General features: G+C 64.1%; 18 protein-coding genes. 7 read left to right on the forward strand and 11 right to left on the reverse strand.

Going from position 1 to position 21,058, the window contains the following annotated elements:
- Positions 1-36 precede the first annotated feature (36 nt).
- Entirely contained in the window at positions 37-1,101 is a 1,065-nt protein-coding gene (locus NKI05_RS17900; protein WP_023753910.1) for a DUF937 domain-containing protein, read from the forward strand.
- A 233-nt stretch (positions 1,102-1,334) separates the two neighbouring features.
- Here the strand turns inward: NKI05_RS17900 and NKI05_RS17905 are convergent, their stop codons facing one another.
- The gene (locus tag NKI05_RS17905; RefSeq protein ID WP_023753909.1) at positions 1,335-1,625 is read right to left on the reverse strand and encodes a DUF1127 domain-containing protein; all 291 of its coding nucleotides are present in this window, start codon (positions 1,623-1,625) and stop codon (positions 1,335-1,337) included.
- 178 nt (positions 1,626-1,803) lie between these two features.
- On the opposite strand from NKI05_RS17905, the gene NKI05_RS17910 reads away from it, so the two are divergent.
- Positions 1,804-2,760, forward strand: a complete 957-nt coding sequence (locus NKI05_RS17910; RefSeq protein WP_023695095.1) for a LysR substrate-binding domain-containing protein — start codon at positions 1,804-1,806, stop codon at positions 2,758-2,760.
- A gap of 6 nt (positions 2,761-2,766) precedes the next feature.
- Here the strand turns inward: NKI05_RS17910 and NKI05_RS17915 are convergent, their stop codons facing one another.
- Positions 2,767-4,965, reverse strand: coding sequence for a bifunctional diguanylate cyclase/phosphodiesterase (locus NKI05_RS17915; RefSeq protein ID WP_023723354.1), 2,199 nt, complete (start codon positions 4,963-4,965; stop codon positions 2,767-2,769).
- 91 nt (positions 4,966-5,056) lie between these two features.
- Between NKI05_RS17915 and xseA the strand changes: the two genes are divergently transcribed.
- Together xseA and NKI05_RS17925 are read left to right on the forward strand one after the other, a co-directional pair.
- A complete protein-coding gene (gene xseA, locus NKI05_RS17920; protein WP_023715633.1) occupies positions 5,057-6,730 on the forward strand; it encodes an exodeoxyribonuclease VII large subunit in 1,674 nt (557 codons plus the stop codon).
- Positions 6,731-6,738: 8 nt separating this feature from the next.
- Positions 6,739-7,857, forward strand: a complete 1,119-nt coding sequence (locus tag NKI05_RS17925; RefSeq protein ID WP_023815106.1) for a DmpA family aminopeptidase — start codon at positions 6,739-6,741, stop codon at positions 7,855-7,857.
- A gap of 27 nt (positions 7,858-7,884) precedes the next feature.
- On the opposite strand, the gene NKI05_RS17930 is transcribed toward NKI05_RS17925, so the two are convergent.
- The 7 genes from NKI05_RS17930 to NKI05_RS17960 all read right to left on the reverse strand — a co-directional run bounded on the left by NKI05_RS17930 (position 7,885) and on the right by NKI05_RS17960 (position 15,412).
- On the reverse strand, positions 7,885-8,127 hold the full coding sequence (locus NKI05_RS17930; RefSeq protein ID WP_023670565.1) for a DUF768 domain-containing protein: 243 nt from the start codon (positions 8,125-8,127) through the stop codon (positions 7,885-7,887).
- 621 nt (positions 8,128-8,748) lie between these two features.
- Positions 8,749-9,642: a sugar phosphate isomerase/epimerase family protein gene (locus NKI05_RS17935; RefSeq protein ID WP_023707957.1), complete on the reverse strand. Its 894-nt coding sequence runs from the start codon at positions 9,640-9,642 to the stop codon at positions 8,749-8,751.
- A 66-nt stretch (positions 9,643-9,708) separates the two neighbouring features.
- Positions 9,709-10,647, reverse strand: a complete 939-nt coding sequence (locus tag NKI05_RS17940) for an ABC transporter substrate-binding protein (RefSeq protein ID WP_023670567.1) — start codon at positions 10,645-10,647, stop codon at positions 9,709-9,711.
- Positions 10,648-10,723: 76 nt separating this feature from the next.
- Positions 10,724-11,716, reverse strand: a complete 993-nt coding sequence (locus NKI05_RS17945) for an ABC transporter permease subunit (protein WP_023701287.1) — start codon at positions 11,714-11,716, stop codon at positions 10,724-10,726.
- The gene (locus tag NKI05_RS17950) at positions 11,713-13,209 is read right to left on the reverse strand and encodes a sugar ABC transporter ATP-binding protein (RefSeq protein ID WP_352792878.1); all 1,497 of its coding nucleotides are present in this window, start codon (positions 13,207-13,209) and stop codon (positions 11,713-11,715) included. Before NKI05_RS17950 ends, NKI05_RS17945 begins: the two co-directional genes overlap by 4 nt.
- A gap of 44 nt (positions 13,210-13,253) precedes the next feature.
- Entirely contained in the window at positions 13,254-14,633 is a 1,380-nt protein-coding gene (locus NKI05_RS17955) for an FGGY-family carbohydrate kinase (RefSeq protein ID WP_023701286.1), read from the reverse strand.
- Positions 14,630-15,412 carry a DeoR/GlpR family DNA-binding transcription regulator gene (locus NKI05_RS17960; protein WP_023701285.1) on the reverse strand — a complete coding sequence of 261 codons (783 nt, stop codon included), beginning with the start codon at positions 15,410-15,412 and terminating at the stop codon, positions 14,630-14,632. Before NKI05_RS17960 ends, NKI05_RS17955 begins: the two co-directional genes overlap by 4 nt.
- A 192-nt stretch (positions 15,413-15,604) precedes the next feature.
- Here NKI05_RS17960 and NKI05_RS17965 point away from each other — a divergent pair, with 192 nt between their 5' ends.
- From NKI05_RS17965 to NKI05_RS17975, 3 genes are read left to right on the forward strand one after another with little or no spacing between them, the layout of a single operon-like run.
- Entirely contained in the window at positions 15,605-16,648 is a 1,044-nt protein-coding gene (locus tag NKI05_RS17965; protein ID WP_023815105.1) for a class II aldolase/adducin family protein, read from the forward strand.
- Complete coding sequence (locus tag NKI05_RS17970) at positions 16,632-17,921, forward strand: FGGY-family carbohydrate kinase (RefSeq protein WP_031199271.1); 1,290 nt, start codon at positions 16,632-16,634, stop codon at positions 17,919-17,921. The genes NKI05_RS17965 and NKI05_RS17970 overlap by 17 nt, the downstream gene beginning before the upstream one ends.
- Positions 17,918-18,769 (forward strand): TIGR01459 family HAD-type hydrolase, encoded by an 852-nt coding sequence (locus tag NKI05_RS17975; protein ID WP_023701283.1) that lies wholly within the window; start codon positions 17,918-17,920, stop codon positions 18,767-18,769. Before NKI05_RS17970 ends, NKI05_RS17975 begins: the two co-directional genes overlap by 4 nt.
- Positions 18,770-18,843: 74 nt before the next feature.
- Here the strand turns inward: NKI05_RS17975 and NKI05_RS17980 are convergent, their stop codons facing one another.
- Positions 18,844-20,025: a hypothetical protein gene (locus tag NKI05_RS17980; RefSeq protein WP_352792791.1), complete on the reverse strand. Its 1,182-nt coding sequence runs from the start codon at positions 20,023-20,025 to the stop codon at positions 18,844-18,846.
- 21 nt (positions 20,026-20,046) lie between these two features.
- Positions 20,047-21,057: a succinylglutamate desuccinylase/aspartoacylase family protein gene (locus tag NKI05_RS17985; RefSeq protein WP_352792793.1), complete on the reverse strand. Its 1,011-nt coding sequence runs from the start codon at positions 21,055-21,057 to the stop codon at positions 20,047-20,049.
- Position 21,058: the final 1 nt, after the last annotated feature.

The raw sequence follows: 21,058 nt of genomic DNA on the forward strand, positions 1-21,058 counted from the left end.
AGGTTCTCCCTCGAGGATTTCCCGGAGGAGAAACCGATGCCTACCTTGTTCGACATATTGGCGCAGGCGCAGAACGGCAACGGCATGCAGGCGCTTGCCCAGCAGTACGGGCTTTCCATGCAGCAGACGCAGGCGGCTGTCGCCGCTCTGCTGCCGGCCTTCTCGCAAGGGCTGCAACGCAACACCGCCGATCCCTATGGGCTAGGCGCCTTCATGACGGCGATGGCGAGCGGCCAGCACGCCAAATACTTCGAGGACGCGACCAGGGCTTTCTCACCGCAAGGCGTCAATGAGGGCAATGGCATTCTGGGTCATCTGTTCGGCTCGAAGGAGCTGTCGCGCGCGGTGGCCAGCCAGGCCGCGCAGGCGACCGGCGTCAGCCAGCAGATCCTGCAGCAGATGCTGCCGGCCATCGCTTCGATGGTGATGGGCGGATTGTTCAAGCAGACGACAAACCAGTTGACCGGGGGTCAGATGCAGGCCGCCGGTGGCTTCGGCGGCGGCGGCAGCAATCCGCTCGGCGAGATCATCGAACAGATGATGCGGCAGGCGGGCGGCGGGGCACAGCCTGCGCCGCAGCCAGCACCCAATCCTTACGGTGAGAACCCGCTGGGCAAAGTGCTGCAGGACATGTTCGGCGGCGGCGCCCAACAGCCGCAAAGCCAGCCGCAACAGGCGCCCAACCCATATGGCGACAATCCGCTGGGCAAGGTGCTGCAGGATATGTTCGGCGGTGGCGCGGCACAGCAACCGCAGGGCCGGCCGCAGCAGCCAACACAGCCGCAACAGACGCAGAGCCCTTACGGCGACAACCCGCTGGGCAAGATTTTTGAAGAGATGATGCGGCAAGGCGGTGGTGGCGGCTTCGGCCTGCCCGGTGGGCAGCCGGCGCCGCAGCAGCCGCAAGCACCCCAGCCGCGACAGGCACCGCAGGAGCGCCAGGCGCCGCAACCGCAGGCCAATCCGAGCGGCAGGCCACGCAATCCGTTCGACGATATTTTCGGCAAGATGTTCGAGACCGGCGCCCAGCAGCGCGACGACTATCAGAAGGGCGTGGAAACGATCTTCGACCAGTTCAAGCGGGACATGGACCGGCGGTAGTTGGCGGTAGTTGGGCGCTGACCTTCGCGGCTTCGGAGCAAGGAACGAAGCGACGCGGCGCAGACCGCACGATGACGACGGAGCTTTAAAAGAAAAGCCCGGTCCTGGAGGAGGACCGGGCCAGTGTGCAGGCTGGCCGGCGGGGAACCGGCAGGGAGTGGGGAGCCTGCTATACTCGTTGGTCGTAGCGAGCCTGAGAAAGGTTCACGGCAACCGAAACAATGCGCCCGATATCACGCTATCTGGCGGGCGAGATCTTCGATTGTATCGGCGCGATCGCTCGCAATCGCACGCAGCTTCACGGTCGGATCGGCGCCGAACGGCACATCGATGGCGACATGGAGATCCGCGCGCGTCAGGCCGATATCGGCGAGTTCGGCGTCCGACATCTCGCCGAGGCGATAGAAGGCCCGGCGATTTTTCCAGGCCTGGTAGGCATTGAGAAGGGTGTTGGCCACGCGCGTCGCAACGGCCGGACGCGAGGTGATGCGCGAGGTCGCGGTGGCGAAATCAAACGTGGTCATGTCGGTCTCCTTCAGACTCGAACTGGACAAGACCAGGCGATCGGCGCTGGGGACAGCGGCCGTTCCGGTCTCGATTCACATGCCTTCATGTGGACAATGTGAATTTGCCACGCACCGATTGATTAATCCAACGAATGTTTCTAATCTTTAGCATCAACGCTACTGATGGATTGGACCGATGAAAGCGCCACTCGATCTCGACCAGTTGCAGACCTTCATCTCGATTGCCGATACCGGCAGCTTTACCCGCGCGGCCGAGGAAGTGCTGCGCACGCAATCGGCGGTGTCGATGCAGATGCGCCGGCTGGAAGAGCGGATCGGCAAGCCGCTGTTCGAAAAGGACGGCCGCACCAACAGGCTGACCGAGGAAGGCGACAAGCTGCTCTCCTACGCGCGCCGCCTGCTCTATCTCAACCGCGAAACGCTGGCCGCCTTCGATGACCAGCGGCTCGAAGGCACCATCCGCATCGGCACCCCCGACGACTATGCCGACCGGTTCCTGCCCGAAATCATGGCACGCTTCACACGGTCAAACCCGCGCGTCGAACTGACCGTCATCTGCGAGCCTACGCCAGGCTTGGTCGAGCATATCAAGCGCGGCAATCTCGATCTTGCGCTGGTGACGCACAACGATACGCGCGGCCAGTCGGAAGTGGTGCGGCGCGAGCCGCTGCTATGGGTGACCTCGGCCAACCATGCCACGCACGAACAGGAAGTGCTGCCGATGGCCTTCGGCCGGCCGAACTGCATCTGGCGGCGCGCCGCCGTCGATGTGCTCGACCGGCAAAACCGCGACTATCGAATCCTGTTCACCAGCTTCTCGGCCACCGTCATCACCGCCGCGGTGCTGTCGGGGCTGGCGATCTCGGTGCTGCCGGAATGCGCGCTGCGGCCCGGCATGCGAGTGCTGGGCGAAGCCGACGGTTTTGGCGCCCTGCCCGACTGCCGCATCGGCATCATGCGCGGCCAGACCTCGCGTCCCGAAATCGTCGACGCTCTGGCCCGACACATCTCGGAAAGCCTCGACAATATTTCCGTGCCGCTCGGCGAAGAAACGGGAAGCTTCGATTTCGCCTCGCTCGCCTTCGCCAAGATGAAGCGGAGCAAGCCGAACCAGATCCTGCCTGGCTGGTAGGAACGATCAGGCCGACGCTGCCGCCTCCGTCGTTGCGTTGGCCGACGACAGGCCGGGCAGCGCCACCAATTGCGCCGGCTCCAGCGGCGGCGACAAGAGGTAGCCCTGCAGCTGCTGGCAGCCCATGGCGACCAGCAGCGCCTTTTGCACCTCGGTCTCTACGCCCTCGGCGGTGACCTCGACCTTGAGCGCGCCGGCGAGATCGATCAGCGCCTTGACGATGGCGCCCGAATTGCCGTCGCCGTCGAGAAGCCGCACGAAGGAGCGGTCGATCTTGAGCTTGTCGATGGCATGGCGGCGCAGATAGCTCAGCGACGAATAGCCGGTGCCGAAATCGTCGAGCACAATGCCGACGCCCGACTGGCGCAAGGCTGCCAGAGCCGCTCTGGTGGTGTCGTTGTTTTCCAGGAGAACGTTTTCGGTGATTTCGAGCTGCAGGCGCTTCGGCGCCAGTCCGGTTTCGGCGAGGATCGAGGCAACCTCTTCGGCAAAGCCGGCGTCGCGCAATTGCAGCGGCGAGACATTGACGGCGAGCCACGGCAGTTTGGTCTTCACGGCGAAGCGGCAGGCTTCCAGCAGGGCCCATGCGCCGAGCTGCCCGATCATGCCGCGTTCCTCGGCGATGGCGATGAACTGCGCCGCCGGCAGTGCGCCATGGACCTCATGCGCCCAGCGGATCAGCGCCTCGGCGCCGACAATGGTCTTGCCGTCGCTGGCAAAGACCGGCTGGTAGGCGAGCTTGATACCGGTGCCGCCATTCAGCGCGCTGCGCAGCTCGCTCTCGACCTTGCGCTTGCGCAGCAAAAGGTCGTCCATGTCGCCGGCGAAGACCTGGTAGCGGCCACGGCCGTTCTTCTTGGCTTCGTAGAGCGCGATGTCGGCCTTGCGCAGCAGATCGTCTGCGTCGGCATCAGGGCCTGTCGACAAGGCTATGCCGATGCTGGCGCTGATAAAGACCTGATCGTCCATCAGCTTGAACGGCTCCTGCAGTTTCTGCAGCACCCTCTCGGAAATATCCTCGGCGTTCCTTACGTCGCGGACATCGATCAGGATCACCGCGAATTCGTCGCCACCCAGTCTTGCCACCGTGTCGACGTCGCGAACCGTATGCTGAAGCCTGGCCGCCGTCTGGCGCACGAGTTCGTCGCCTGCCGGGTGACCAAGCGTGTCGTTGACATGCTTGAAGCGATCTAGATCGAGATAAAGCAGCGCGACCTTGCTTTCATTGCCGGAGGTAAGCAAGGCACGCCGCAGCCTGTCCTCGAACAGTGCCCGGTTGGGCAGGCCGGTGAGCGTGTCGTGAAAGGCGAGATATTGCGCCTGGGCCTGGCTGGTCTGCAGCGCCGATGACGCACGGCGCAGACGCCGGAGCAGAAAGGCGAGCACGCTCGCCGCAACCAGCGCGGCCAGAGCCAGGGCCGGGCTGGCCTTGCCCACCAGCGTCAGGCCGGGCCGTTCCTGGTCCCAGGCAATATAGCCGAGGATGACACCCTGTTTGTCGATAAGCGGAATGGCAGCCGAGCCAAGCGGCTGAGCCATCGGCAGGAGATGCGCCCCCGCCAGCAGATATTTCTGCGCGATCTTGCCGATCACCGCGTCGTTGATGAACTCTATGGAGACATGCAGATATTCGCTGCCGGATGCCTGGGTGACGCGATCCGAACTCGGCACCAGAGGCATGACGCTGAGTATGGCAGGCTGACCGCCAAGCGAGACCAGATCGTCGGCAACGAATTTTGCGCCGGCCTGGCTTGCGTCCTTGCTCATCATCTGGCGCAACCTGGCGATGGTCGGCCGCAAAGCGGGTTCGTCCTCGCCAAAGACGGCAGGCGACACGACCTTGCCTTCGCGCATGGCGTGGACCGGCCGGTTGGCGTTGTCCAGCACATAGACCCGGTTGTGGCCGTAATACGAGTACATCCAGACGCTGAAATTCTCGGCCATCCAGGTCTGGTTGCCGGCCTTGGCGTTTATAACGGAATCATCCCAGACGGCGACGCTTTCCTGCTCGCGCTTTACCGCGGCGATCTGGTCCTGCAGGCCGTTGGCAAGGAAAACCTTCTCCCGCTCGAGCGAGACCCGGTCGGCCTGCATGGTGGCGTAAAGGCCGAAGCCGACAACGATGGCCAGTGCAAAAACGGCAAGCGTCAGCACCGTCAGGGTGACCTGGAACGTCAACGGGCTGCGTTGTTTGCGGGCGCTCATGCGTCCTCCTTGGCCCAGAGTCAATCAGGCCAGGCTTAAGATCAAGTTATGGAATCTTGACGCGGAGCGACAACAGCCGCTCAATCGGCCGATGAGCGACGCAGAATCCGAATCACGAACCAATGCCACCGAATACACGGTGAGCGAGATTTCCGGCGCGCTGAAGCGCACGGTCGAGGATGTCTTCGGCCATGTGCGGGTGCGCGGCGAAATTTCCGGCTATCGCGGGCCGCACTCTTCCGGCCATGCCTATTTCACCCTGAAGGACGACCGCGCGCGGCTCGATGCCGTGGTCTGGAAAGGCACGATGAGCCGGCTGAAATTCCGTCCCGAAGAGGGGATGGAGGTGATCGCCACCGGCAAACTCACCACCTATCCCGGCAAATCCAACTACCAGATCGTCATCGACAATCTAGAACCCGCCGGCGCCGGGGCGCTGATGGCGCTTTTGGAAGAGCGCAAGCGGCGACTGCAGGCCGAAGGACTTTTCGATGCCGGCCGCAAGCGGCGGCTGCCGTTCATGCCGCGCACCATCGGCGTCGTCACCTCGCCGACCGGATCGGTGATCCGTGACATCATCCATCGCATCAAGGACCGCTTTCCTCTGCATGTGCTGGTCTGGCCGGTAAGAGTCCAGGGCGAGACGGCGGGGGCGGAAGTGACGGCCGCCGTCAACGGCTTCAACGCGCTGGCCTGGGATGGCGCGATTGCCCAGCCCGACCTTCTGATCGTGGCGCGCGGCGGCGGCAGCCTCGAGGACCTCTGGGGGTTCAACGATGAAGGGCTGGCGCGCGCCGTCGCCGCCTCGCGCATTCCGGTGATTTCGGCCGTCGGGCACGAGACCGACTGGACCTTGATCGACCTCGTCGCCGACATGCGCGCACCGACGCCGACAGGTGCGGCGGAGATCGCGGTGCCGGTGAAAGCGGACCTCGAAGCGACACTAGCCAGTCTTGGCGCACGTCTCAAAGCAGCCACCTTGCGCAATTTCGAACGCAAGCGGCAGGCCTCGCGTGCGGCGGCCCGGGCACTGCCCTCACCCGACCAGTTGCTGGCGCTGCCGCGACGGCGGCTGGACGAGGCGGCCAGCCGGCTTAGCCGGGGGCTGATGGTCTCCACCGAAAGAAAGCGAGCTCGGTTCTTCGCCGTGAAGCTCACTCCGGCAACGCTGTCGCGGCGGATTGCCGAGGCGCGACGAACCAACGACCGCAACCTTTTGCGCGCCCAGGGGGCGCTGCGCGCATTGGCGAGAGCCCGGCGCGCGGAACTCAATCGCGCAGCGGATCAACTGCCAAAATGCGCAAAAGCATCCCTGCAACGGCACAGGCAGCAACTGGCTTTGCTGCAAGGCCGCATTACGATCGAGCCAACGGCACGGCGGCAAACCGTGCAGAGGGATCTGCTGACAGCTTTGACGAGACGCGGCACGCAAGCGGTACTGCTCAGGCTGGAGCGACTGCGCGGCCGCATTGTCCAATCCGAGAGGCTGATGGCAACGCTGTCGCACAAGGCTGTGCTGGCCCGCGGCTTCGCGCTGGTCAAGGATGCCGACGGCGCGGTGATCAAACTGGCAGTTGATGTGACGCCGGGCGCTGGCCTGCAGCTGGAGTTCGCCGACGGCATCGTAAATGCGGTCGCGACCGGCGACGCCGAGCGGGTGCAGGCCGTTGCCAAACCAGCGGCCACGCCGCCCGCCAGCAAACCCGCCGCAAAGCCGGCGGCCAGCAAACCGAAAGAACCGGGCAATCAGGGCTCGCTTTTTTAGAGGACCGCATGACCGGACATGACCCGCATCTTCAAACGCCGGCGGGCAAGCCGCGCGCCCGTGCTTTCGGCATTGCCTTCGAGGGCACGCCGGGCGGCTTCAACGCCATCACCGATGTGCCCGGCGTATCGGTCGGCTATGCGACGCTGATTTCCGGCGAGGGTCTGCTCGAGGTTGGCACGGGGCCGGTGCGCACCGGCGTCACCGCCATCCTGCCGCGGCCGTCGGCTGAGCTCGCCACGCCGGTGTTTGCCGGTGTCTTCAGCCAGAACGGCAATGGCGAGTTGACGGGGTCGCACATTATCGAGGAAGTCGGCGCCTTCAACCTGCCGGTCACCATCACCAACACGCATTCCTGCGGCGTTACCCGCGACGGCACGCTGCGCTGGATGCAACGCGTGCTGCCGGCGGCGCTCGACAGCGGCTGGGGCCTGCCGGTTGCGGCGGAGACCTATGATGGTTTCCTCAACGACATCAACGGTCATCACGTCGGCTTCGAAGATGTCGAAGCCGCGCTCGACGGTGCCGCCGGTGGAGCGATCGAGGAAGGCAGTGTCGGCGGCGGCACCGGCATGATTGCCTTTGGCTTCAAGGCCGGCTCGGGCACGGCATCGCGCATCGTCGAGTGGCAGGGCATCAGGCATACGGTCGGCGTATTCGTGCAGGCGAATTTCGGCAAGCGGCGCAATTTCACACTGCGCGGCGCCCGCGTCGGGCCCGATCTGGTAGAGCCGGCGATGCGCGAAGGCACGCCGCGTGCCGAAAAGGGCTCGATCATCGCCATCGTCGCCACCGATGCGCCATTTCTGCCGCACCAGATGAAGCGGCTGGCAAAGCGCGTGCCGCTCGGCATCGCCATGACAGGCGGCTTCGGCTACCACAGTTCGGGCGACATTTTTCTGGCCTTCACCACCGCCAATCCGCAAGCAGCACTTGCACCGTCGGGACGAACCGCAAACGCCGCTTACATCCCGGACGTCGATATCGATCCGTTCTTCGATGCGGTGGCGCAAGGCGTAGAGGAGGCGATCCTCAATGCAATGGTCGCCAATGAGGATATGAGCGGACGCGACGGCAATTTCGTGCCGGCGCTGCCGAAGGCCTGGCTGAAAGATCGATTTGGATAGAGGACAAGGCCTGGCGGGCCTGTTGCGTCACGGCTTGGCCGCGTTGCTCTGGTCGGCCTCGGCCGCCTCTTCGAGCCGCGATGCGATCAGTTCCTGGATGTCGCCGACTTCTTCCTGGATATCTTCCAGCGGAATGCCGACCTCAGCGGCCTTGGCCGCGCACTCCTTGGCGAGGGTCTCGGCCTGCTTCTCGATCTTTACCGGCGAGTGCTGGCAGTGGACCTTTTCACCGATCCATCCGCGCAAGAACTCGATCGCATGTTCACTCATACTGCTTTTCCCTGGCGGCTATGCCGGTTGGTAACCGTAAACGTCCGCACCCGGTAAAGGATGCATGCTGCCATTCGAACCGAGTCGGCTTCGCCCGGCAAGTTGATCTTGTCGGAGGTCCGAAGAGCCGAATGAAGGGAAGGGTTCAATGAGCACGTTCTGATTGTTTGATAGAGTGGTACGTTGGCCGGGATCGGCTTCGGCTCTATGCTATTGTTCTTACGATCTTTTCCTGCTGTCGACGGCCGATTTGTATCACAATAGGGATCACAACGCGTAACACATTTTCTGCTGCTTCGTGGTACACCGCCACAGCTACACGGTCGAAGCCGCCGCTATATAGTGACATCATTATGCGATGTCGACTCTATCAGCCATCCTGCTTCTTTCCGCCGCGCTGTGTCAAACGTCATCCCCGTCCAGTATGGAGATCGGATGGCCCCGGAGGGCGTATGAAGATGTTGATTTTATTGCGTTTCGTGGGCCAAAATCAGAAAGCTCTCGTCAGCGTCACCCCGCTCGACTGCCTCCGCCACACTCAGCGCCTCCGACGTCGATTCCTTGCACGTAAGGCGCGGGCCGGATGAACGACAACATTGGCGCTTTGGCAGCGCGCTCCTGCTAAGGACGATGTCTCGATGCAACAAGCTCTGCCTTTCGCTGCGCCGTCTCCAGACCGATTGAGATGAAGGCGCGCGCATGCCGGGCCAATTCCATATTGTCGGACCACAGATTGCGCCAGATCGCCGTCTTCCGTGACAGGTTCTCGTCGACGATCTTCGACGAGAAGGATTCAAAGCTGAGGTCGTCCCTATAGCCGATCGCGGTCAGCGCATCGAAGATGGCGGCAAAGTCGATATTGCCGGTGCCGAGGAAACCGCGATGGCTCTCGCCGATATGGACATAACCGATCTTGTCAGCGGCATGGCGGATAGCCAGTCCGACATCGGCCTCCTCGATGTTCATGTGGAAGGTATCGAGATGCAGGAAGATGTTGTCGGAGCCGGTGTCCGCGATGAAGGCCAGGCCTTGTGAAGCGGTGTTGAGAAGATTGCTTTCGAAGCGATTGACGATCTCCAGATTGAGCGTGACGCCGGCGGCCTTGGCCGTCTCCGCAACCTTCGCAAGTGTACCCGCGCTGCGGTTCCACTGATCGCGCGTCGGCGCCTGCGTCTGCAAGCCGTGGCTGGTACTGAGGATGCCGCCAATCTTCTGGCCGCCGAGATCGCGGGTGAGCGCGATCGTCTCGTTGAGGATCTCGACGCCGCGCGCGGCAACCGCCTTGTCGGCACTCGAAATGTCGCCGTCGGCCGGCAGGCCGATGCTGATCGCCACGCCAAGCTTGAGGTCGGCGATGCGCCTGGCCAGCCCGCCAACGTCGACATTGGCGGGGTCAAGATAGGAGAACTCGATCAGGTCGAAACCGGCCTCCTTGGTGTTGGCCAGCGTCCGTTCGAGGTCGCCTTGCGCCGAACTCGCCGACCAGACGAAGGAATGAATACCGATGCGCGACATGATCGTCTCCCGTTTCTGGAATTGAGTTGCGGCCGGGTTGCCCCGGCCGCATCGGCCTTGGGAGGCTTAGCGGGCTGCGGTCCAGCCCTTGTAGTCTTTCAGGTTCTCGGCCGTGATCAGCTTCGGGTCGAGCAGCACGGTCGGCTCCGCCGGCTTCTTGCCGGCAAGCAGCTCAGCCGCCATCGTCAGCGACTGGCCAGCCATCACGTAGGGATCCTGCGAAGCCGAGGCCTTGATCATCGAGGTGCCGGAAGCGAGTTCCTTCTCGATATCGGGAGCGCCATCCACTGCGGTGAAGATGAACTCCGAGCGATTGAGCTGCTTGGCCGCAAGCTGGGCGCCGATCGCCGTCGGATCGTTGATGGCAAACACCGCATCGATCTTGTCGAAGCGGGTGAGCAGCGACTGGAAGACCTTCAGGCCGCCGTCGCGCGAGCCTTCGGCATTCTGGTCGTCGGAGAGGATCTTGATGTCGGGGTGTTTTGCAAGGACGTCTTTGCAGCCCTTCACCCGCTCCAGGATCGACGACGACGCCGGGCCGTTGAGGATAACGTAGTCGCCCTTGCCGCCGGTGTGGTCGACCAGATACTGGCAGGCCTCTTCGCCGGCCTTGACGTTGTTGGTCATCACGGTGACGTCGGCGCCTGGCGCCGAGACGTCGAAGGCGGCAACGACGATGCCCGCTGCTTGCGCCTTCTTCACCGCCGGGCCGATCGCCTTGGCATCGACCGCATTGAGCATGATCACGTCGACCCCGGCGGCGATGAAGGAATCGACCTGAGAGACCTGCTTGTTGAGGTCGTAGTCGGCCGACACTGAGGTTACCTCGACCTTTGGGTTGATCTTCTTGGCTGCGTCCTCGATGCCCTTGATGGTGGCGACGAAGAAGGGGTTGCCGAGCAGGCCGACCGAGATGCCGACCTTGTTGAGGTCCTTGGCCGATGCGGGCGCGATGGCGGCGGCCGCGAGTGCGACGCCGCAGAGCAGTTTAGCGATGGTCTTCATTGCTTTCCTCCAATTGCCCCGCGCCTCTCACGGTGCGTTACACAAACCGGTCGTTTACGCCGGCGACCAAGGTCAATCACGTTCTCGCTCCTGCCTGGAGCCTGTAGCGGTCGAGGGCGACTGCCACGATGATGACCAATCCCTTGATGATGTACTGCCAGATGTCCGAGACACCGGCCAAGATGAGCCCGTTGGATAGCACCGCTATGATCAGGCCACCGATCAGCGTACCCCAGATCGAGCCGACGCCGCCGACGAAGCTGGTGCCGCCGAGAATGACCGCGGCAATGGCGTCGAGTTCGTACGACTGCCCAAGCTGCAGCCCGTTGGCCGCATAGAGCCGGGCCGCTGACATGGCGCCGCCAAGGCCGGCCAGCAGGCCGGAAACGCCATAGACAAAGAGCAGCACCAGCGGCACCTTGATGCCGGTCAGCCGCGCCGCTTCGGCATTGCCGCCAACGGCATAGATCCAGGTGCCGAGCACGGTGCGCTTGAGCACCAGCCAGGACAGCACCACGATCGACAAGGCGATGATGACCAGCCACGGAATGCCGAACAGCGAACCGTTGCCGATGAAGTCGAACGGCAGGTCCGAGTTGAACACCGTGGTGTCCTGGCCGAGCAGGCGGGCGACGCCGCGCACAGCGGTCAGCGACCCCAGCGTGACGATGAAGGGCGGCAGTCTGATATAGGCGATCAGCAGCCCGTTGATGACGCCGAAGCCGAGGCCGACGAGAATGGCCGCCGGCACGCCCAGCAGTCCCCAATCGGGCACCAGCGACACCATCACCGCCACCATCGCCGAGGCGGCAAGTATCGAGCCGACGGACAGGTCGATCCCGCCGGTCAGGATGACGAAGGTCATGCCCGCTGCCAGCACGATGTTGATCGACGATTGCTGCATGACGATCAGCAAATTGGTCTGGGTGAAGAAGCGCGCGTTCATCAACTGGAAGCCGACCGCCAGCAGGATCAGGATCGGCAGCATGCCAAGGGCGGCGAAGGCGGTGCGCAACCGCCGGCTCCTGCCGACAACCTGGCCACTGATCTCGGTCGCCTTGTCGGTCATCCCTTGGCCGCTCCCGTTGCAAGTTCCATGATTGCTTCCTGGCGCAGCGGCTGGTCTTTGGACGCCGTAACCTCGCCGGCAATCGTGCCGTCGCGCATTACCAGCACGCGGTCGGCAACGCCGATCACCTCCGGCAGTTCGCTGGAGATCATCAGGATGGCGATGCCCTTTTTGGCGAGATTGTCGATCAGCCGGTAGATTTCCGACTTCGCTCCGACATCGACGCCGCGCGTCGGTTCATCCAGGATGACCACTTGCGGCTCGGTCTCGAGCAGGCGGGCAAGCAACACTTTCTGCTGGTTGCCGCCCGACAGCGAACCGGCATTGGCCTGTACCGACCTGGTGCGGATGGAGAGATCCGAAACGGCAGTGGCAGCATGTCTCTCGGCGGCTTCGAAATCGCGCAAGCCGCCGGGCCGCGCATCCCTGGCCAGCACGCCCATGCTGATGTTGTCGGAGATCGACATGTCGAGAAAGAGGCCGAGCTCCTTGCGGTCTTCGGTGAGATAGGCGATGCCGGCATTCAGTGCCTCGCTTGGCGAGCCGATGGTTACGGGCTTGCCGTCGAGTTCCAGCGTGCCGGCGATGCGTCTGTCGGCACCGAAGATCAGTCGCGCGAGTTCGGTGCGGCCCGAGCCGACAAGGCCAGCCAGAGCCAGCACCTCGCCCTTGTACAGTTCGAAGGAGCAGTTCTTCAGGAGATTGCCGTCCGCCATGCCGCGCACCGACAAGGCGACCGCGCGCTTGTTGTCCGGCGGGCGATGATCCTTCCTGTAAAAAGCGGACAGGTCGCGGCCAACCATCATCGAGACGAGGCGCGAGGCGTTCAGCTCGGCACGCTCGAGTGTGCCGACATAGCCGCTGTCGCGCAGCACGCTGACACGGTCGGCCAACTGGTAGACCTCTTCCATGCGGTGGCTGATGTAGATGATGGCGATGCCTTGCGACTTCAGCGTCGCGATGACCTCGAAGAGACGGTCGGTCTCGCGCGAGGTCAGCGAGGTGGTTGGCTCGTCCATGACGATGATGCGCGCGCTGGTCGAAAGCGCGCGGGCGATTTCGACCAGCTGACGCTCGCCGAGCGACAGGCTGGAAACCTGAGCCCGTGCGGAGAAGGACACGCCGAGACGCTTGATGATCTCATTGCTGCGCCGGTAGCATTGGTCGCGGTCGACGATGCCGAAACGCCTCGGCTCATTGCCGAGGAAGATGTTCTGCGCGACCGTCAGGTTGGGCGCCAGCGACAGTTCCTGATAGATAACCGCAATGCCGTGAGCCCGCGCCTTGATCGGGTCGCCGGTGGCGACCGGCACGCCGTCGATCAGTATCTCGCCGCCGGCATCAGGCCGATAGGCGCCGGACAGCACCTTCATCAAAGTCGACTTGCCAGCACCGTTTTCACCCATCAGTGCATGGACTTCGCCGGCATGGACGGTCAGCGACACGTCCTGCAAGGCGCGGACTGGCCCGAACGTCTTCGAGATGTGCCGCATTTCCAGCACTGGCTGGCGCGTGACTTCGGCCTGAGCAGCGACAATCACCGTGCGCCTCCCGCTGCCGCGCGGGGGATGCCCTGCTCGCCGATGAGGCCACGCCATGTGTCGCGATATCGGGCAAGTCCGGTGAAGCTTGCGGCACGCACGGGCTCCGGCACTTCCGCGGCAAATTCGCGGCCGACGGTCTCGAAGGCCAGCGCCGCCGCCCCGGTGGCGCTGCCCTCCAGTGTGGCCCCTTGCAGGAAGGCCTGGCTGGGACGCAGTTGCGCCACTAGCCCGGCGAGCAGGCCGCCAGCGTTCAGTCCGCCATCGACGATCACGGTGTTGTCCGAATGGATCTGGTCGAGGCAGAGGTCGACCATCAGCGCGACGTAGAGCAGCGCCACGGCTGCGCGTTCCTCGGCGCTTGGCATGCGGCCGACCAATTTGCCGGCGCGGCCGGGCATTGGTCCGCCCGGCGCGAAGCTCGGCAGCGCCATGCTGCCGGCGTTGATCACCCGCTGCACTGCCGCCGGCGCGATCGCGCCTTGCCAGCCGTCGCTGATCGTGGCGAATTCGCGCCCGCCCATGAAGCGGATGGTCGGCACAGGGCCGCCGTCGATATCGACATTGACCAGCATGTCGCGCTGGCCATCGAGCGCGTCGAGCAGGCAATCCGGATTAAGCACGACGACCCAGGTGCCGGTCGAGACGACGGTGACCGGGCCAAGCTCCTGCCGGCGATAGGCATGGAGCGCGGCATTGCTGTCATGGACACCATTGTGGATGGCGATCCGCCGCTTCGTGTCGCCGAGGCGTTGCTCGCCGACAACCGAGCCCGCCCGCTCGAAAGCGGGCATCCGGTCGCGCCAGCCCTCAATATCGACCAGCGAACTGAAGTCGCGCTTGCGCGGCGCCCATAAATGCGAGTGGCAGCCGAGATAGGACACTTCCGAGACCGCCCGGCCGCCAAACCGCCAGCTCCAGTATTGTGGATAGCCGAGGATCGATTTCGCGGCCGTGAATGCACCGGGTTGCACCGCCTGTAGCCACAGCATGTGGCGACCGTAGTTGAAGCCGAGCGGCAATCGCGGCGAGAAGGTCTCGGTGAAATCCGGAACGAGGCGATCAATTTGCGCGGCAATATCAGCCGGCGGCTCTTGCTCATAATCGAGTATCGGATGCGTCAGCGCCGCCTCGTCGACCAGGGCAAAGGTGCAGCCATGGCCCGACACCATCACGCCCTGTACGCCATGGACGTCGGAGGCCTCGCTTACGGCGCGAACCGCCCAACTGTGAAGTGCTGCCTCATCAAGCACGCTGAAGCCATCTTTGCGCATCCAGTTCGGCCGGGTCCGGCGCTCGTCGACGATGCGCCCGTCCTGAGCGAAGACGAACAGCTTCGAATTGGTCTTGCCGAAATCGAGGACGGCCATCTTCACTGGATGGCTCCCGAAGCCGAAGCGATGCGCACCATGACGCCCGCGTCTTCCAGCATGCGCGCGTCGACGTCGGACAGGCCGTCATCGGTCACCAGCGTGCCGATGCGCGACAAGGGCAGCGCGATGTTACGGGCGTGGATCGACAGTTTGCGGCTGTCGGCCAGCACCACGATCTGGTCGGCACACAGGCTGAGATCGGCGATGGAGCGGACCAGCAGCGGGTGCGATTCCAGCACGCCCTCCTGGCCAAGGCCTTGCGCGCCGAGAAAGAACTTCGATGCGTAGAACGGCTCCGCCTGGGTCGGTGAATGGATGATGCCCGGCTCACGATGCAGATCGCCGCCGGCAACGGTCAGGCTGCAATGGCCGTGGTCGCTCAGATAGGCCGCGAGCGGCATCGAATTGGTATAGAGACGGATGCTGCGCTCAGCCAGCTTGACCCCAAGGTGGAAGCAGGTCGAACCGCCATGCACGATGACCGCATCGCCGTCGCGCACCATCGTGGCCGCGAGAGCGGCGATCTGCCGCTTGGCCTCGACCGCGAGGTCGCGGTTCTCGTCATAGGGCCTGGCATAGGCAACACCCGCCTGTGAAGCGCCGTCGAGCGCCGAGATGCCACCATAGACCTTCCGTGCTTCACCGGCCTCGTCGATCTTGTCGATGTCGCGCCGCACCGTCGCCGCCGACACGCCGAGCTGCTCCTGCAGTTCGCGCACCGACGCGAAGGGGCGATCCCGCAGCAACTCGACGATCTGACGCTGGCGGCCGGAGTCGCTCAATCGTTTTCCTCCCAGGAGCCGTTTTTGCCACGGCATTTGACGTAACTTACTCAACATCTTTCCGATTGCAAGAACCTTTGATGACATTAGATCACTATTGACGTAAGTCGCTCGCATCTGCGATACACATCAACATCCCACGACGGGTATCCGAAGCTGCGAGGCTGACGGAGCTGATAGAGGAAATGCGCCATGGCGAGCTATGCGGATGCGCAGGAAATGGCTGCTTTGCGGGCGCTTTCGGCCAGCATCGGGCGCAATCCAAATCTGACCCAGGCCGCCGGCGGCAACACCTCGCTGAAAGCCGGCGACACGCTGTGGATCAAGGCTTCCGGCACATGGCTGAAGGATGCGCTCTCCGAAGACATCATGGTCCCGGTGGCGATGGCGCCGCTGCTCAGGGCTGTCGAACAGCGCGACAGCGCCGCCGACCAGCCGCAGATCTTCGCCATCGAGACGCTCAACGCCCGGCGCCTGCGCCCTTCGATTGAAACCACCGTTCACGCGCTGATGCCGCAGCGCGTCGTCCTGCATGTCCATTGCGTCGAAACCATTTCGCTGGCGGTACAGGCCAATTGCGAGGTGGAAGCCGCCAGACGCCTTGATGGTCTCAAATGGGCGTATGTTCCTTATTTCCGGCCAGGCCTGCCGCTTGCCCAGGGTATTGCCGAGCGGCTTCAGGCTGGGGTCGACGTGCTGATCCTTGCCAATCACGGGCTGGTCGTCGCGGCCGATACCGTCGCCGAGGCCGAAGTGCTGCTGCGCCGCGTCACGCTGCTTCTGGCGCGGCCGGCGCGCCAAGTGGCGGAACCGGATGTTGCGGGATTGGCGGCGCTGGCCGGGAAAACCGGTTACAGGCTGCCGGCGGAAATCGAGGCGCACGCGGTCGCCATCGATCCCGAAAGCCGCCGCATGGCGTCCGGGGGCAGCCTCTACCCCGATCACGTCATCTTTCTGGGTCGGGGGTCGGTGGTGGCAAAGCCCGGTGAGGATGTGCCGCGCGTCATCGAGCGGTGCGGTACAAACCCCGTGGCGATCCTGTTTCCCGGGCTGGGCGTGCTGATGCGCGGCGATGCCAGTGCGGGCGCCGACGCCATGCAACGCTGCCTTGCCGACGTGACGGCACGCGTCGACATTGCAGCGCGGCCGAACTACCTCACCGCCGCCGAGAACGATGAACTGGTCAACTGGGACGCCGAGAAGTATCGCCAGAAACTCAATGCCGCCAGCCGCTGACACGCCGCTTGCCATAGGCATCGACATCGGCACGTCCGGCGCGCGCGCGGTCGCCATGCGTCCGGATTTTTCCATTGCCGCGCGTTCCGCCGTTTCGCTCGAGTTGTTTGGCCGGAATGCCCGCGACCCTGCAGTGTGGTGGTCAGCGGTCGGCGCAGCGCTGGCGGAACTGCTTTCGGGCATCGACCGAACAGCGGTCCGGTCGATCGCTGTTGACGGCACTTCAGGTACGTTGCTGCCGGTCGACGGCGCCGGGCGGCCGCTGGCCGAGCCGCTGATGTACAACGATACGGTCGCCGACAACGCCATTCTGGTCGCGATCGCTCGCGAAGCCCCAGCGACCAGTGCCGCACTTGGGGCGACGTCCGGTCTCGCCAAGGCGCTCTGGTTCCAGCGCACGCCCGGTGTTGCCGCGGTGCTGCATCAGGCGGACTGGATCGCGGGACAATTCTCCGGTCGCTTCGATGTCAGCGACGAGAACAATGCCTTGAAAACCGGTTACGACATCACGGCCCGCTGCTGGCCGGACTGGATTGCGGCCACCGAAATGCGCATGGAGTTGCTGCCCGGTATCGCCAGGCCGGGCGATGTCGTCGGCAAACTCACCGCGGATGCCGCGGATATGTTCGGCTTACCGCGCGAAATCGCCGTCGTCGCCGGAACGACCGATGGCTGCGCCTCGTTCCTGGCGACAGGTGCCGCGGCAATGGGCGACGGCGTCACCGCGCTGGGGTCGTCGTTGACCGTCAAGATCCTGTCCGACCGGCCTATCTCGGCGCCACGCTTCGGCATCTACAGCCATCGGCTTGGAGATGTCTGGCTGGCGGGCGGCGCATCGAACTCCGGCGGCAAGGTGCTGACACAGCATTTCCCTCTGGCGCGCATCGTCGAGCTGAGCATGGCGATCGACCCGATGACCGAGACCGGCCTCGACTACTATCCTCTTGCCACTGCAGGCGAACGCTTTCCGATCGCCGATCCGGCACTGCCGCCGCGTCTTGTGCCGCGACCGGTGGAGGACGCCGACTATCTGAAAGCCATGTTGGAGGGTATCGCCGCGATCGAGGCGCTCGGCTATGACAGGCTCGCCGAGCTCGGCGCTCCGCAGCTGACGTCGGTCAGAAGCGTCGGCGGCGGTGCGGCGAATGCCGCCTGGACGGCGATCCGGCAGCGCAGACTTGGTGTTGATTTCCTGCCGGCGCTTTCGGACGAAGCCGCCGCCGGCACAGCGCGGCTGGCGCTGATGGGCGCAAGCGCGGCGGGGCTTCTATGAGCGCGAAAACAGTCGAACACCTCAACGGCGTCAACCAGCTGGCCGAGCGCTATGATTTTTTCCTGCTCGATCAGTTCGGCGTGCTGCATGACGGCGCCAGCCCCTATCCAGGGGCAGTGGAAGCACTGTCGGCGCTGAAGCGCGCCGGCAAGACCATTGTGCTGATCTCGAACTCCGGCAAGCGGGCGGGGCCTAACGAGAGCCGGCTGCTAAAGCTCGGCTTCGAACCGGGAAGCTGGGACCATTTTGTTTCTTCCGGCGAGGTCGCGTGGGAGTTCTTCCACGACATGGCGGTATCCGGAAAGCTACTGCCAAACACGAAATGCCTGTTGATAAGCCGCGACGATGACCGCTCGGCGATCGAAGGTCTGCCGTTCGCATTGACTAAGGACGGTGACGATGCCGGGCTGGTGCTGATTTCGGCCAGCGAGGGCGACCGCTACGATCTTGAGCACTATCGCCGACTTCTTGCGCCGGCTGCGGTGCGGCAGGTGCCATGCTTCTGCACCAACCCTGACAAGATCATGCTGACGGCAGTGGGGCCGCGCTTCGGTGCCGGCCGGCTGGCGGATCTCTACGAGGACCTCGGTGGTAGCGTCACGCGTATCGGCAAGCCTTACCCCACTATATTCGGCGCCGCACTAGCGCTGGCAGGCAATCCAGACCGCGGCACTGTGGTCTGCGTCGGCGACAGTGTCGAACACGACATCGCCGGCGGACTTGCTGCCGGCGTGGCCACGGTGCTGGTTCTGTCAGGAATATTGGCGGACACACCTGACCTGTTCGACCTATTCGACACGATGGACGCCTACCCGGATTACACCATGGATGGCTTCAGGTTTCGCTGATTTGATTAACCCGGCAGCGCTCGCGCCCGAATCCGGCCTCAACGCCTCGTGGCCACGAGCATTGGCCGGCTGGCTCAAGACTGCCGAACAGCGCGGATCCAGTCGAGCCGCGCGGCTGGAATGAGGCCGTAATTGTAGAAATTGACGCCGTCCACACCGGGCGCCAGCGCCGGCTTCACCTTGGCCGCGAGGATGTCGGGGCGGGCCATTTCCGGATAGAACAGCCGGTAGCCGGCGCCGAGGAATTTGTCCGCGCCCAGTGCCGCACGGCCGGCCGCCATCAGGCTGGCGACATCGCCGGCCTGCATGTCGTAGGCGCACAGGATCGCCCCGTCGCAGACCTTGCCCAGCGCTGCCAGATCGCAACCGCCAAGCCAGCCGTCTTTCAGATCGATAATGACGACCCGCGTCGTGGGATCGGCTACCTCGCGCAGTTCGGCGACCAGGCTGGTCACTGGCTCGAATCGCCACAAGAGATAGGCATGGAGCTCCGGCCAGGGGGCAAAGGCGTCGATGCCGCAGGCGGGAAAATCGGGAAAGCGCCGCTCAGGCATCGCACGCTCGCAGGTCTCGACGATCCATTGCCTGGTGAGCTTGCGCGCCGCCTCGGCATCGATGCCGGCTTTTGCCGCACGGGCGACGCAGGACGGACAGAAGCACAGAGACAAAAGAAAATCGTCTTCCGGCGTCAGCCCGACACCGTCCTTCTCGTGATGGTATTCATGGGCAAAGCCCATGAAGGACGGGCTTTCAAGTTCTATCCGGTCCGGCCGGTAGCTGTGCGAGATGTCGGCGATCAGCGCGCGGACATAGGCGCGCGCATCGGGATGGGAGGGGCAGAGATTGTAGTAGTTGGCATCGCCGAAGGCGTTGCGGGTGACGGCCTGCGGATGCAGCATGCCCAGGCGGGTGTTGTGCAGGCAGACCGTCCAGCACGAAACTCCTAGTCCGCCCGCGTCGCGACGGCGGATGAGCTGACCGAGCACGTCGCCGCCCTCAGTGATCACGTCAGCCACCTTGGGCTGGATGGCTAGACTTCCCCAGCGCGCAGCGGTCGGCTTGAAATAGATGGTGCCGTCCTCAGGGAAATAGGCCTTGCGGCGCGGGCTGCGCGGCTGCAGGAAGCGCCCGGCATGATAGGATGTCGCCAGGCTGATCATGTTGAGCCCGGCGCGCTCGACAAGATCACGTTCGACCGTCTCCAGGCCGAGATCCTGGATGTCCCAGGGATAGGTCCACATGGACAGTTGCTGCATGGAATATCCTCTGCCTTTGGCTCAGCCGTCGACCGGCTCTGCGACCTGCATTAGGCAGTCGCCCGCCTCACACATCGTGTGCAGCCGGCGCGACAGCACCAAGCCGCTTTCGGCGAAATGCAGGGCCTCCTCGGGAACATCGAGCCGCTCGAGATCGTGGTACCAGCCGGCCAATTGTCCTGAAGTGACACTGTCGCCGAGCCTAGCGGCGGGCTCGAACCAGCCGCGGCGGGTGGCATAGAGGCCCTGGCTGTGCCTGGACAGGGACAGCAGCCTTGTCGGCGCCGAAGGCTTTTCGCCCGCGCCAAGAACCGGCGCGTCGACCACACCCATTGCTATCATCAGACGGTCGAGCGCGCGGGCCGTGATCGCCATCGAATCGACCGTTGCGGTGCCACCGCCGCCGAACTCGCCGCTGACGCCGACGGCGCCGGCGCGGCGCGCTGCGCCCATCGAGGTTGGCGAGGCCTGGCCGTTGTCAGCGATAAAGCCGTAGGGCATTCCGAGCGTGCGCATCAGCTCGACGCCACGCCGGTGGCGCTCGGGATCGGCGTTGCGTTCGACCAGCGCGGTCGGCAGATGCTCCATCGACGTGCCGCCCGAATGGATATCGAAGACGACGTCGTGACGAGGAAACAGCTCCGTCTCAAGGAAATTGGCGAGCCGGCTTGTCGGCGTTCCCGAGGGATCGCCGGGAAACGCCCGGTTGAGATTGCCGCCGTCGAGCGGCGAGCAGCGCTTGGCGGCCATCACCGCAGGGGCGTTGGCCATCGGCATGATGGTGATGCGGCCCTTGATCCGCTTCGGATCGAGCCGGCGCGCCAGTTTTGCCAGCGACAGCTCGCCCTCATATTCGTCGCCGTGATTGCCGGCCATCAAAAGCAGTGACGGGCCGTCGCCATTGCGGATGAGGCAGATCGGCACCTTGACCTGAAAGTAGGGCGAGCGATCGATCGAGAACGGAATGCTTAGATGGCTGAGCGTCTTGCCGTCGCGGTCGAAATCGAGCGTGTGGGCGAGGCCGGTGTGCATG

This window comes from Mesorhizobium sp. M0771 (assembly GCF_040320155.1).
Taxonomy (GTDB): Bacteria; Pseudomonadota; Alphaproteobacteria; order Rhizobiales; family Rhizobiaceae; genus Mesorhizobium.